Raw genomic sequence first — 12,922 nt, forward strand, 5'->3', positions numbered from 1 at the left:
CCTATTGCAAATTGAATCTAGCGTTGTTACACCGACTCGCCGTACCGTGTGTGCTGTCTTCATCGGCGCGTCTGGCCAGCTTAATTTTGCAATAGGCTTTACACATTGTGTGATATTTTACGCTTCTTCTTGAGGTCGTGTCTAATCGCTGGAAATTCCGCCTCTAATTTTTTCTCTCCGACTTGAGATGCATCATGCTCGTTGCTTTATTTCGCTTCCTGTCTATTTTTTCATTGCCTGTCTTGCATGCTATCGGTGCAAGTCTGGGCTGGCTGGTCTATATGGCGTCCGGCTCCTATCGTCGTCGTTTGCAAGAAAACATCAGCCGTGCCGGTTTTGCTGCTGATACGTCCTCCGCAGTACGCGAGGCGGGTAGAAATATCATGGAGTTGCCGTTCATCTGGTGCGCTGACCCAGAGCGTGTATTGCGTACCGCGACGGTTGAAAACTGGGAATTGGTTCAGGCTGCGCTTGATGCCAGAAAAGGCGTGATTTTGCTGACGCCACATCTCGGTTGTTTTGAAATCATTGCGCAGGCGATTGCCGCCAGAACCCGGTTAACCGCACTGTACAGGCCCCCGCGTAAAGCTGCCTTGAAGCCCCTAATCGAAGGTGCCAGAGCCCGTGACAATCTTATCCTTGCACCAGCCAATCTCTCGGGTGTCCGAACCATGGCAAAAGCCTTGAAAAAGGGCGAAGCAATAGGCTTGCTACCCGATCAGGTGCCGCAAGAGGGTGAAGGGGTCTGGGCCAGATTTTTTGGCAAGCCTGCCTATACCATGACGCTCTCGGCCAAATTGCATACGATGACGGGTGCTCCGTTGATATTGACGTATGCTGAACGTTTGCCCCATGGTCGCGGCTATGTGGTGCGCTTTGTCGCGTTTGATGAAGTGTTGGGCGAAGACGCCACGCAACAAGCGGAGGCGATCAATGCGGCGATGGAAAAACTGATTGCCCGTAAGCCCGCGCAGTATTTCTGGAGTTATAACCGCTACAAAATCCCGCAGGGTGTCGCCGCACCGGTGACTTCGGTCGTTTCCACCGATACGGCAAAGGAGCGCACATGAGATTTGTTCTGGGATTTATGTGGGTAATGCACTGGTTGCCGTTGCCAGTGCTGGGACGCTTTGGCGATGCTGTTGGCAGCCTGTTGTTTCGTGTGATCAAATCGCGCCGTCATATCACGCTGACGAACTTACGACTGTGTTTGCCGCATCTCAGTGAAGCGGAGCGCGTCAAACTCGCACGACAGCATTTTCAGGCCTATACCCGCAGCGTGCTGGAGCGCGGCATCTTGTGGTGGGCTTCAGAAAAACGTTTAAAGAAATTGATTCAGGTTGACCCAGCCGTGCCGCTGGCGAGTATTCAGGATGGGCCGACGATTTTGCTGTGCCCACATTTTGTCAGCCTGGATGTTGCTGGTGTCGCGGTGATGCTGGAGTCGTCCCTGTGCTCGATTTATACCGAGCAACGCAATCAAGTTTTTGATCAGGCTTTACGTAAAGGCCGTTCACGTTTTCGTCCGGTGAAGTTGTTTTCTCGTGCCGAAGGTGTCAAACCCATCATCCGTGCGATGCGCGAGGGCTTGCCATTTTTCATGCTGCCGGATATGGATTTTGGGCCTAAAGATGCGGAGTTTATTCCCTTCTTCGGTGTGCCCGCAGCTACCTTGACGGCGGTCGCCAGAATCGCCGCTACTACACATGCCAAAGTGATCCCAGTCATTGCGACGATGCTGCCTGATTATCAGGGGTGGAAAGTCAGTTTCCGTGAGCCCTGGCTTGATTATCCTGGCGATGACATCATCGCCGCGACACGCATGATGAACGACTACATCGAGGCGGAAATTCTGAAGGCACCGGCAGAATATTTTTGGGCGCATAAGCGATTTAAAACCAGGCCACCTGGCGTGCCTAGCGTGTATTAACTGACTTACCTGTTGCAGATCGGCTGGCTGAATGACTAGTTAAGCCACATCAGTCCTGCCAGACAATGGATTATTTGAAGAAGGAATCGGCGAACAATGCGACGCTTAATTAGTAATACGCTCACTCACATGCTTACTCAGTTCACCGGCTTGACGGCCTTACTTTTTTCTTTGTCGTCTGTTTGTGTTGCAGCCGATCCCTCGGCCGTCCCGTTAGCCGCTCCTGTAGAAGCCCCATCAACTACGACCTTAGCTGCGGGCAGCAATAGTTTCAGTTTTACCGATACGCTCAGCGCCCCGGATAAACCGGTCACGGTCTGGTACTACAAACCGGCGACGCTCAATGCGCAGACTAAAGTCCTGTTTGTGATGCACGGTACCAAACGCAACGGCGAAGATTACCGAAATGCCTGGAAAGCATATGCAGAGAAATATCAGTTTCTGTTAGTCGTCCCCGAGTTTGCCGAGCGATATTTTCCCAGTGCCGCCTATCAGTTCGGGAATGTGACAAACGCCAATCACACGCAATGGAGTTTCTGGGTCATCGAGCATTTGTTTGACGACCTGCGTCAACGTGAATCACTGAGCGCGCCTACCTACTATTTGTATGGTCATTCGGCAGGTGCACAGTTCGTCCATCGTTTCATGATCTTCATGCCATCGCCAAGAGTCGAGGTGGCGTTTTCTGCTAATGCGGGCAGTTACACGATGCCGGTTTATCCCACGTGGAGTCAGGCGCGCTTTCCGATGAGTCTGGATAAGGACGTCGTCAGCGAAACGCAGCTCGCCACGGTTTTTTCACGTCGTCTGGTTGTGATGCTGGGTGAAGATGATTTGCAGGAATCAGGTGGACACGTTCCTAATTCGCCTCAGGCCCGTGCAGAAGGTAAAAACCGGTTTGAACGCGGGCAGAATTTTATGAAGACGGCAAAAGAAGTGGCTATGACACTAAATGCGCCATTGAAATGGGAGCTGCTGACAGTCGCTGGGGTGGGGCATAGCGACAAGGGAATGTCCAAGACGGCAGTGGAATATATGTTTCCGAAGTAGTGGTCCCTGAGCCTGCATTCAGTCTGACTCAATTAGTCTCAACTAGTCTCGACTAGTAATAAGGGCGCACTGTTCAGGCAGTGCGCCCTTGGTTTTTTATGACAGGGTTTGCGTATCAATGGATACTGATATGCATCAACTGACTAAGCCAGTAACTCGATCTCACCTGCGAGCAGGGTATCTGCCGGTAGTGCCTCAAGTTGTTTTAATTTTTCGTAATACGGTGCGAAGTCTGGTGCGGTACCGTCGAATAATTCCTGGAAGCTGTTGATCACAAAATAGCTTTCCTGATACGAATCGATTTTGTACAAAGTGCGCAGGCAACGCTGTATGTCGAGATGAATATGGCGTGATGTGGTGCCGGATTTCAAACAATATTCTACTTCACCACCGGACGACAAAATACCCGCGCCGTAGATGCGCAGGCCTTCCGGTGTATTGATCAGCCCGAACTCCACGGTATACCAATACAACCGTGCCAGATAATCGAGACCGCCCAGACCCATGGCTTTTAAACCGCCTTTGCCATACAGCTGCATATAGTCGGCAAACACCGGATTGAACAGCATCGGCACGTGGCCGAAGTAATCATGGAATACATCAGGCTCGACGATGTAGTTGAATTCTTCCGGCGTACGCAACCATACTGTGACCGGAAAACGGCGATTCGCCAGATGCTCAAAGAAGGTAAATTCAGGGATCAAACCAGGAACGGCGACGATACGCCAGCCAGTCGCTTTAAATAGTGCTGCGGAGGTCTGCTCAAAATCCGGTATGCCGCCAGCCGCATCCATCTTATGCAATGCCTCAATGAATTCATTGCAGGCGCGCCCTGGTAATAAGGCCTCTTGTCGCTGATAAAGTTTGCGCCAGAGTTCGTGTTCTGCTTCGGTATAACGATCCCAATTCTGTTGCACTACATATTGTGCATCAGCCAGCTTGTAATCACCGCGCAACGCGGCACCATCCGATTTTTCGGCGACGGTAGCGAGAAAGTCTTCATTCGAAATAGTCGTAGAAGTGGCATTGTGTGCGGTATTAGATGCAGCATTAGATGCTGTTGCAGTAGTCATGAAGTTGTCTCTTTCCTCAAACAAAAAAAGGCCAACAGACGACGCACTGAGTGTCGATCTGGTTGACCTTGTATTCTCTTAACGAGCTGCTGAATTATGCAGGTGCTTTTTCGTCTTTGAGAACGCCACGACGGATCTGATCCAGTTCTATGGACTCAAACAATGCGCGGAAATTACCTTCGCCAAAACCTTGATCGCCCTTGCGCTGGATGATTTCAAAGAAGATAGGGCCGATGACTGTGGTCGTGAAAATCTGCAACAGCAATTCACGTGATGTTTCTGTGCTCTTGCCATCCACCAGAATGCGCAGCTTGCGCAATGCTTCCAGGTTTTCACCGTGACCAGGCAGGCGGCGATCTACCAGGTCGTAGTATGTGTCGATGGTGTCCTGGAATACCACGCCATTGGCTTTCATGCCGCCCACGGTGTCATAGATATTGTCGGTGCCCATCGCGATATGCTGTACGCCTTCGCCGTGGTAGAGATCCAGGTATTCAGCGATCTGGGATTTATCATCCGAAGATTCGTTGATAGGAATACGGATTTTGCCGCAAGGTGAAGTCATGGCTTTTGACTTCAGGCCTGTGTGCTTGCCGGCGATATCGAAGTAACGGATTTCGCGGAAGCTGAACAGAGTTTCATAGAAATCTGCCCATTCTTTCATGCGACCACGATGCACATTGTGGGTCAGGTGGTCGATATACGTCAGGCCCTTGCCGACAGGATTGGAATCCACGCCAGGCAATGCCACGAAGTCAGCGTCATAGATGCTGATATTACCGATGGCACCTGCATCTGCGCCATCTTTGCCATGCCAGCGGTCAACGAAATAAATCAGGGAATCGCCGATACCTTTGATGGCAGGAATATTGAGTTCCATAGGGCCGGTTTTATTATCGAAGCCCCAGGCACCCAGATCCAGTGCGCGCTTGTAGGCGGCATTGGCATCCTTGACGCGGAAAGCGAATGCGCAAACTGACTGGCCATGTTTGCGGGCAAATTTTTGCGCAAAAGAATCAGGTTCGGCATTGATAATGAAGTTCACGCCGCCTTGACGGTACAGAGTCACATCCTTGGTGCGGTGTTTGGCAATCGCGGTAAAACCCATGGTGACGAATAATTCACCTAGTGCTTTTGGATCGGGTGCTGCGTACTCGATAAACTCAAAGCCATCGGTACCCATAGGGTTTTCCCAAGTTTGGAAGGTCATGCTTGTCTCCTGAAGTAATCGTCATAGCATCTGCGCGACAGTAGCAAATTTGTGCCAGTGCGCCGGATGGCGGCCATCAAAGTCAAAGTTTTTGACATAGATCAAGCTCTCAGTATAGTTCTTGATTCACGCCATTAAATTGCAAAATAACCCAATAATTGCAAAAATTACGCAATAATATTGCTGTGATAATTAAATTATTGGCAGACTATGACAACGATTCCTTTGGATAAGATTGATCGCAAGATCTTGGCGATTTTGCAGGCTGACGGACGCTTAACCAATCAGGAGGTTGCTGAGCGAGTCAATCTGTCGCCGTCACCGTGTCTGCGACGCATCAAGCGGCTGGAGGACAGCGGGGTAATCCGCAAATATGTCGCTCTGCTGGAGCCGGCCAAGATCGGTCTGGGCTTGTTGGCGTACGTAAATGTGCGTCTGGAGAAGCATAACGACGCCCCGGGAAAAGGCGCATCACGTTCCCCGCGTAATGATTTCGCGGCGTCGGTAGAGCAATGGCCAGAAATTGTTGCGTGTTATGCGATGACGGGGGAAATGGATTATCTGCTGCGGGTACATGTCGAGAATATGGATCATTTCTCCCGCTTCATGATGGAAACCCTGCTGCGTCACCCGGCGGTACTCGACGTGAAGTCGAGCTTTGCTTTGCAGCAGATTAAGGATACGACGGCATTACCTGTGCTGAATGCTTGAATTATGCATTGCTTGATTAGCGTATCTTTAGATCTTGAGATGGTCCAGTCAAACTGCATGGAAAAAAACGTAAGTAAAAACTGATCAAATAGTGTGACGGAGAACTGTTCCAATAAGACAGTGATATCGCAAGTAAAACCGGAAAGACAAATTGTGGAAAAAATATGGTAAAAAATAAAAGCGCTCAATGGCGCTTTTATTTTCACCGCTTCAAAATTCTACTTATTCAACAGCAGACTGGCAGCATCAAGTGATGCTCAGTAAAACTTAATCAGTAAAACTTAATCGATAAAATTAACTGCTCAACTTCAGCAGTGCTGGTGCAGCAAATGCCTTGGCATTGTGGCGACTAACTGGCGCTGTATTAGGTCCCGCATTAATCACAAAAACTGATACTGCATTGACCAGTTCATTTGATTGCGTTTCTAGTGTTCCAGAGGCCGCTGCCATTTCCTCTACGAGTGCAGCATTTTGTTGGGTGGTTTCATCCATTTGTACGACAGCCTGACCAACCTGATTAACACCATTGCTCTGTTCTACGCTGGCCGTGCTGATTTCTTTCATCAGATCGGACACGCTACGGATGCCCTCAACAATTTCTTGCATTGTTTCACCCGCCTGATCGACCAAGGATGTTCCTAGCTCTACTCTTTGCACACTATCGCTGATCAATGACTTAATGTCTTTTGCCGCGCTTGCACTGCGTTGCGCCAAATTTCTGACTTCACTTGCCACCACGGCGAAACCTCGTCCTTGCTCACCTGCACGAGCAGCCTCCACTGCGGCATTCAACGCCAGGATATTCGTTTGAAACGCGATGCCGTCAATGACGCTGAGAATATCTGAGATTTTTCTAGACGAATCATTGATATCTTTCATAGTTTCAACCACTTTCGATACAACCTCGCCACCTCTTATCGCAATGGCACTCGCGTTATCCGCTAACTTGTTCGCACGAATGGCGTTGTCGGCATTTTGGTTAACGGTAGTGCCAAGCTCCTCCATTGATGCGGCAGTTTCTTCCAGCGAGCTTGCCTGACTTTCAGTGCGGCTGGACAAATCCATATTACCCACCGCAATTTCCCTTGATGCACTGGCGACGCGATCAGAACTCTGCCTGACATTCGAGATCACATCAATTAAGCTGTCCTGCATTTCTTTCAGCGCCTGAATTAATTTACCCGTTTCATCGTTGCTATTGACCTCGATGCGTGTCGTTAAATTACCTGAGGCGACGGTTTCGGCAATTTTTACCGCTTCTCCTAATGGCTGGGTAATTTTCTTGGTAATGATCACGCCCATGAATATCGCCAGTCCGACGGCCAGCACACTAATTGCAAGAATTTCTATCAGTAATTTGTTTGATTCCTGTTCCGAAACAACAACGCTGTTTTGACTGATGGAATTAATTTCAGCTTTCGCTTTTTCAATGGCAGCAATCAGGGCGACTAGTAGTGGACGACAATCTTTACTGATTTTGATGGTGGCATTTTCGCGATCCCCAGCTATTGCAAGCTTCACGATTTCTGTTGCTACGATTGCGTATTTAGCCTCAATATTTTCAATTTCAGCAAAATTAGTACGTAATGCATCGGTAGATGCTTTATTAGTTTGTACCGCACTTTTTAAATCTTTCAGTGAATTATTGAGTTTTGCAAATGAGGCGACAACAGCTTTGTTTTCAACAATGACCTCTTGCGGATCGGTAATCAACGCCAGATTGCGGGCGGCTACTGCACGCGCATTGGCGGCATCTAATATATCGTTGATCAGCGTTTGGATTTGCTCAACGTTCTTGACTTGATTTTCAAAATGGGACTGCGATTTCGATAGTGCAAAAAGTCCCATTGCCGATACCAACACAACTGCACATGCCAAAATAGCGTAGCTGAATGTCAGCCGCATTTTAATTGTTAAGGTCCCTGATTTTTTCATTTTGCAACTTTCGTCAAGTTCGTTGAATGATATTAAAAGTCTCTAAAAAATGTACCCTTTCAAATAATTTTGATGGCAGGCGATTGTTAAATCGTTTTAGAACACACTTAATTTACTTAAACTTAATTCGGTAACGCTGAGATGAAGGTAGAGCTGATTTTATTGTGAAGTTGCGTTTCTCATCGCAGATGATGAACTTTTATTGCGCTTCATTAACAACCATGTTGATGACAAAATACCAGTGAGGTAATGACTTTTTAGTGGCTTGGCGTTGTTTTCTAGTTAACAATATAGCTGAAATGACAGACAGTGTGTAGAGATTTTAGCCTCGGATCAGGTGTGTTTGGGCATTTAACTAAAAATAAATCGGGGAAACAAACAACACTAAGCAACGACGAAAAACAGTGACAATTTGCAGTCACAACAAATAGTAACGTTGCCCTCACTCTGGCGGTGATTGCGATGTCTGCTTCTCATTTCCTGGTTGGTGTTTTTATATCGCTTATCTACGCATTGATTCATTATTAGTCTGCGTTATTACGACATCATGTCTTACGCCTGATATGTCCGGATTTCTTCTAAAAAACGATAAACGCGCTTCCCTCTAGTTCTGGTTAATCGTTGGCCTCTGACGCCTCAACCTGGCAAATTCAAGCGGTTCCCACTCGCGCATCGCGAGCAGTAGCGCGCTGCCGCGTCGTTTAGGCAGCGGCGACGATAGACTTTCCTGATGCAGTTCTGCGAATTTTTTGCGTATTTGCAGTAACTCTAGCTGCATTCTTTGCATTGCTGCATCCGTCAGCATTGCGTGGGCGAACTGGCAGGATTCCTGATGCCCTGAGAAACTGCTATCCAGGAAATCGCTTAAGCCTTGCTGTTGAAAGTATTGTCGTATCCAGCCATTGGGTCGCCAGTCAAAATCGCGGCTGACATTTAGTCGTATCCGGTTGCCTGGCAGCAGGTGAATCAATTGCAGTTTGTCCAGTCGTAATAATAGGGCGACACATTCGATTTCAGTGAACTGATAGCGGTTCAGGATGTCGCTTAAGCTCCATTGATTTAGTGCGCAGACAGCCACCAGTAATAATTGAGGATCAGAGACTAGCTCTTTTTCTTGTGCGTCTGTCAGGGTATCTAGGCGTGATCCGTTGCTGGCTGCTTCTTGCGCTAATTCAGCGAGAGTAAAACCCAGCATATTCGCGATTTGGACAATGCGATCCAGAGGGAAGCGTGTCGACATGAACAAACGTTTGACGGCTGGCTCGGATAAGTTCAGCAGGCTGGCGACGTCTTTATAGGTTTTTCCCTGCTGCCGTAACTGACGTTTGAGGGTAGCAATTAATTGCAAGGTTTCTGTCATTTGGTATTGAAATTGGATCCTTCGTTTGTAAAATAAGTCAACTTTGTTTATCAAGGTATCACTTTTAATCTATATAAGGCAAATTCCGGCTTGATTGTTTTAATTACCGGAGACCTTATTTTGAACTCTTTTGCGACTCAGCAGCATCCCTCCATTTTGACTCTTCCTGCGTGGCTCGTTGGTGTGATCAGTGCGGCATTGTTGATGCATGGACCGATTGCGCAATTGCCTCACTATCATGAATTTGCTGATCAATCGTCGTGGTGCGGCTTGCCGCATGCGGCAGATGTGTTATCGAATCTGGGATTTGCGCTGGCTGCCTTATGGGGCATGTGGCGTTTGTGGCCGGTACGTACTCATCCTGCGATCAAGGCTGGCTGGTACGCTTACCGGCTGTTTCTGGTTAGTCTGTTCTTGACGGCTTTTGGTTCAGGCTTTTATCACCTTGCACCGGATAACGCACGCTTGTTATGGGACAGGTTACCGATCGCTCTGGCGTGTGCGGGATTGCTGGCTGCGGTAAGGGCAGAGACGGTCGTAATGACCCCAATTGCGGCTGTACGGCAGCAACGTGAGCTCATCGCTTTCGTTATGTTTGCGCTAATCAGCGTTGCCTGGTGGTATGTCACCGATAGGCAGGGTGCCGGTGATTTGCGTCTATACCTTTTATTGCAGGGTTTGTCCTTGGTGCTGATCCCGTTGTGGCAGGCCTTGCATGGCGCGGATCGCGCTGACCGTATCGCCTTTGCCGCCGCGCTTGTGATGTATGTGCTGGCGAAGGTCGCTGAGATACATGATCATGAGTTAGCGCAGGCCTTGCGCCTTGTCAGCGGTCACACTTTAAAGCATCTGCTAGCCACGCTGGCTGCTGCGATTCTGGTAAGACGTCTGGTGATGCGTACCAGAGTTTGGGCCAACGCTGGGCGCTCGGCTACTTCTGTTTTTTGATGTGATAGGTCAGCGCGCTTGCAATACACAATGCAGCGATTTTCCTCAAAATGAAAGTCATCCGGAAACAGTGTGCAAGGGAGAGTGAGTGCGGAAGGTGCTGGCCAGATTGGTCTGGCAGTGAAAATACATGGTGTAGTGCTCAGGTTGCGCTGCCTTCCATGCAATTCTGATGGTGCTACCACTTTTGCGAATGGTGGTCAGGTAAGTGAGTTCACCTCACTTCAATGTTTCTTCCAGCGGGCCGACATCTGGTGTTGCGGCCGCGGTTGCGAAGATCAGTTCATGCATTGCCAGAAGCTTCTGCTGGATTGCTAATCGATTTCATGATGGCGCTGGCGGCTGACTTTGTCGTCAGGGGACTATTTATATCTCCTATATCTCCTATATCTCCTATATCGTCTTATATCGTCCCTACTGCTTACACTGCCGAGGTTTGCTTCACCGATGCTTCGCGTGCACTTGGCAAGAACTTGGCAATCGTTGAGAGTAATTCGTTTTCATCGACCGGTTTGCCAACATAGGCATCGCAACCGGCCCAGCTACCGCGGAACTTATCGAAGGCAGAGGATTTACTGCTCAACATGACCACGGCTGTATTTTTGGTGCCGGCATTCGACTTGATATGTTTGCAGACTTTATAGCCGTCGATCCCCGGCATCAGAATATCTAAAAATACGCAGGTGTATTTCTTTACCTCAGTCATCGCAATCGCTTGCTCACCGTTTTCAGCGTAGTCGACGTCGAAGTGGAACGGGGCTAATTTGATGCGCATAAATGCACGTACCGTCGCGCTGTCATCAACGACCAGCACGGATTCGGCGGCTTTTTTCGGAATATATAAGGCTTCGGGTAATTGCTTTTTATCGATGGTGCGGCGATAGGTATGACCATCCCAATGCTGCTCGCTGCCTTGCTGGCGGCGGCCGCGCTCTTGCAATGCGGCGTTCATCAGTTCATCCAGCTGACCAAACAGGCGCATCCAGTGTATCGGTTTTTGTATCAGCGGCCAATCGACAGCAACCGCCGGATCGCGACCGATGAGTACGGCAGGCGCATGGATATTCGGTGCGCGTTTTTCCAGCTCCTGCATTGCCTCTGCATTGTCGGTGTTGACCAGATAAATATCGGTACGATCTTCTTCACTCGTCGGCTCTGCATAGCAAAAACTTCTGCGCCCCGTGAGCCGGAAGGTGGATGCCAGCATCGTTTTTTCTGCATCAGAAAAGCCCAGCATTTCAAGAATGAACTGACGGCTATCGTTGTTGGGTATTCCTGTGGGGGCTGACGTCTGGTTCATGATGAAAATGTGTCCCTGATGGGTTGGAGATACGTGTCTTTTTGTGTTGTTGGCGAAATGATAACACAATATTCTCAGCTTGATGAATTATCAGTTTTTTTGCTTCAGTTGAAACCTGGTATTGCGAATGCCCGTGAACCAAGCTGACCGGAGTATTGTGTTGAGATTCCAGCACTGAGTCGAGCTCGTTCATTCAAAAGCAGCAGAGCTGCTTTTGAACTCTGACGGCAAATTGCCAGTCATTTGCCAGTCATTGTTGATGTTTCTCCTTGCGCATGCTTCGTCATATGCGTTTCGGTTACGCCAACACCACTTGGTCCAGCGCATTACTCCTATCATCTCAAATACAGATGAAAATCTGAATTGAATCCGCAACGGGGGCGCGCCTTCTGGCACGAAATGACTCGTGAAGCCGCATCCAGCCTGCGGATTCGATATTGGTAACTGCTAACAACCCTTTAATCGATATTTCATGGAGTCATTTGCGCCTGCTTTTTTCTGAGTCTCCGTGTTTCTGTGGTGAGAGGTCTTAGATTTTGCGCAAGTTCGTTTATGTGGTTTGTCAATGGGAAGGTTTTTAGACGGTTCCTCTTGGTAGAGGCTAAAAAAAACATACGCGAGCGCATCGCGTCGTCGGTATTCGAAAATCTTAAAACCTCGCAATACCGACGTATTGCTACTCGCTTTTCGTGCCGGACAAATTACCCAGCCATTTGACCGCAGCGCGGGTGTTGGCTTTGATCGTGTAATCCAGAGCGGCGACTTGCTCTTGCATGGCCTCTTTTAAAACGCTGACGGCGTCGGCGGGTAATAGTTTGAGATAAGCATCCGCTTCGCCATATTCACGATGAATTTCCATCCCGGCTTTTTTTGCGATATGGATCATGGTCTGATTCGAGGAGAGGCAGTGCATGTACAGCGTGTCGACATCCGCATTGCGGCAGTGAATCGCACCGCGCTCAAATAGCTTGAAACCGACACCTTTACCACGTGCGGATTCTGAGACCGACACACCGAACTCTGCTACTTTGTCTTTATCCGTGACTTCGTCTTCGGCTTGCTTCGGCGCGAACGCCAGATGACCCACACCGACCAGACGGAAGTGTGCACTCATGACGCCGAATACCTTGTCACGCGAGAAGTCGATGCCTTCGACGTACTTGGTCACCATTTCATCGGGCAGGTAGGTGCCAAAGCGTAGCAGGCGATCACTTTCTTTGAGCGCCAGAAAGTGACGCAAAATCCGCCGCCGGTCTTTTTCAGATAATTCCTTGACGAACACGGTATGTTTCTGGGCAGGTTTAGGTTCGGATGGCTCGCCATCTTTGCCGTTGGGGAATATGTCTGAAACGTTCATGGCGATCCTTCCGGTAAAGCAAATTGTGCGGTGCACAATTTATCGCTT

The 12,922-nt window shown here is 48.9% G+C and carries 11 protein-coding genes; 5 read left to right on the top strand and 6 right to left on the bottom strand.

Translation table 11 applies throughout. The features are described from left to right. Window positions 1-194 precede the first annotated feature (194 nt). From ACO0K3_RS12240 to ACO0K3_RS12250, 3 genes are all read left to right on the top strand, one after another. Window positions 195-1,070 (top strand): lysophospholipid acyltransferase family protein, encoded by an 876-nt coding sequence (locus ACO0K3_RS12240; protein WP_422984949.1) that lies wholly within the window; start codon window positions 195-197, stop codon window positions 1,068-1,070. After that, entirely contained in the window at window positions 1,067-1,930 is an 864-nt protein-coding gene (locus ACO0K3_RS12245; RefSeq protein WP_422984951.1) for a lipid A biosynthesis acyltransferase, read from the top strand. Before ACO0K3_RS12240 ends, ACO0K3_RS12245 begins: the two co-directional genes overlap by 4 nt. A 96-nt stretch (window positions 1,931-2,026) precedes the next feature. Next, window positions 2,027-2,980: a hypothetical protein gene (locus tag ACO0K3_RS12250; protein WP_422984953.1), complete on the top strand. Its 954-nt coding sequence runs from the start codon at window positions 2,027-2,029 to the stop codon at window positions 2,978-2,980. 143 nt (window positions 2,981-3,123) lie between these two features. Here the strand turns inward: ACO0K3_RS12250 and phhA are convergent, their stop codons facing one another. Beyond that, complete coding sequence (phhA, locus tag ACO0K3_RS12255) at window positions 3,124-4,053, bottom strand: phenylalanine 4-monooxygenase (protein WP_422984955.1); 930 nt, start codon at window positions 4,051-4,053, stop codon at window positions 3,124-3,126. A gap of 94 nt (window positions 4,054-4,147) precedes the next feature. After that, a complete protein-coding gene (gene hppD / locus ACO0K3_RS12260; RefSeq protein WP_422984957.1) occupies window positions 4,148-5,263 on the bottom strand; it encodes a 4-hydroxyphenylpyruvate dioxygenase in 1,116 nt (371 codons plus the stop codon). Between the two features lie 210 nt (window positions 5,264-5,473). On the opposite strand from hppD, the gene ACO0K3_RS12265 reads away from it, so the two are divergent. Further along, complete coding sequence (locus ACO0K3_RS12265; RefSeq protein WP_422984959.1) at window positions 5,474-5,974, top strand: Lrp/AsnC family transcriptional regulator; 501 nt, start codon at window positions 5,474-5,476, stop codon at window positions 5,972-5,974. A 294-nt stretch (window positions 5,975-6,268) separates the two neighbouring features. Here ACO0K3_RS12265 and ACO0K3_RS12270 read toward each other — a convergent pair whose 3' ends face one another. Both ACO0K3_RS12270 and ACO0K3_RS12275 read right to left on the bottom strand, forming a co-directional pair. Further along, entirely contained in the window at window positions 6,269-7,879 is a 1,611-nt protein-coding gene (locus tag ACO0K3_RS12270; RefSeq protein ID WP_422984961.1) for a methyl-accepting chemotaxis protein, read from the bottom strand. 634 nt (window positions 7,880-8,513) lie between these two features. After that, window positions 8,514-9,269, bottom strand: coding sequence for a helix-turn-helix domain-containing protein (locus ACO0K3_RS12275; protein ID WP_422984963.1), 756 nt, complete (start codon window positions 9,267-9,269; stop codon window positions 8,514-8,516). 120 nt (window positions 9,270-9,389) lie between these two features. On the opposite strand from ACO0K3_RS12275, the gene ACO0K3_RS12280 reads away from it, so the two are divergent. Continuing rightward, window positions 9,390-10,217, top strand: a complete 828-nt coding sequence (locus tag ACO0K3_RS12280) for a hypothetical protein (protein ID WP_422984965.1) — start codon at window positions 9,390-9,392, stop codon at window positions 10,215-10,217. A 421-nt stretch (window positions 10,218-10,638) separates the two neighbouring features. On the opposite strand, the gene ACO0K3_RS12285 is transcribed toward ACO0K3_RS12280, so the two are convergent. Both ACO0K3_RS12285 and ACO0K3_RS12290 read right to left on the bottom strand, forming a co-directional pair. Further along, window positions 10,639-11,517, bottom strand: coding sequence for a response regulator (locus ACO0K3_RS12285; protein WP_422984967.1), 879 nt, complete (start codon window positions 11,515-11,517; stop codon window positions 10,639-10,641). A 676-nt stretch (window positions 11,518-12,193) separates the two neighbouring features. Beyond that, window positions 12,194-12,874: a GNAT family N-acetyltransferase gene (locus ACO0K3_RS12290; RefSeq protein WP_422984969.1), complete on the bottom strand. Its 681-nt coding sequence runs from the start codon at window positions 12,872-12,874 to the stop codon at window positions 12,194-12,196. Window positions 12,875-12,922 lie beyond the last annotated feature (48 nt).

This window comes from Undibacterium sp. Rencai35W (genome assembly GCF_049340185.1).
Lineage (GTDB): Bacteria > Pseudomonadota > Gammaproteobacteria > Burkholderiales > Burkholderiaceae_D > Undibacterium.

What these genes read in the sequence shown, in the direction of transcription:
- ACO0K3_RS12240 (WP_422984949.1), top strand. Translation starts at nt 195, where the DNA reads ATGCTCGTTGCTTTATTTCGCTTCCTGTCTATTTTTTCATTGCCTGTC.
- ACO0K3_RS12245 (WP_422984951.1), top strand. Translation starts at nt 1,067, where the DNA reads ATGAGATTTGTTCTGGGATTTATGTGGGTAATGCACTGGTTGCCGTTG.
- ACO0K3_RS12250 (WP_422984953.1), top strand. Translation starts at nt 2,027, where the DNA reads ATGCGACGCTTAATTAGTAATACGCTCACTCACATGCTTACTCAGTTC.
- phhA (WP_422984955.1), bottom strand. Translation starts at nt 4,053, where the DNA reads ATGACTACTGCAACAGCATCTAATGCTGCATCTAATACCGCACACAAT.
- hppD (WP_422984957.1), bottom strand. Translation starts at nt 5,263, where the DNA reads ATGACCTTCCAAACTTGGGAAAACCCTATGGGTACCGATGGCTTTGAG.
- ACO0K3_RS12265 (WP_422984959.1), top strand. Translation starts at nt 5,474, where the DNA reads ATGACAACGATTCCTTTGGATAAGATTGATCGCAAGATCTTGGCGATT.
- ACO0K3_RS12270 (WP_422984961.1), bottom strand. Translation starts at nt 7,879, where the DNA reads ATGCGGCTGACATTCAGCTACGCTATTTTGGCATGTGCAGTTGTGTTG.
- ACO0K3_RS12275 (WP_422984963.1), bottom strand. Translation starts at nt 9,269, where the DNA reads ATGACAGAAACCTTGCAATTAATTGCTACCCTCAAACGTCAGTTACGG.
- ACO0K3_RS12285 (WP_422984967.1), bottom strand. Translation starts at nt 11,517, where the DNA reads ATGAACCAGACGTCAGCCCCCACAGGAATACCCAACAACGATAGCCGT.
- ACO0K3_RS12290 (WP_422984969.1), bottom strand. Translation starts at nt 12,874, where the DNA reads ATGAACGTTTCAGACATATTCCCCAACGGCAAAGATGGCGAGCCATCC.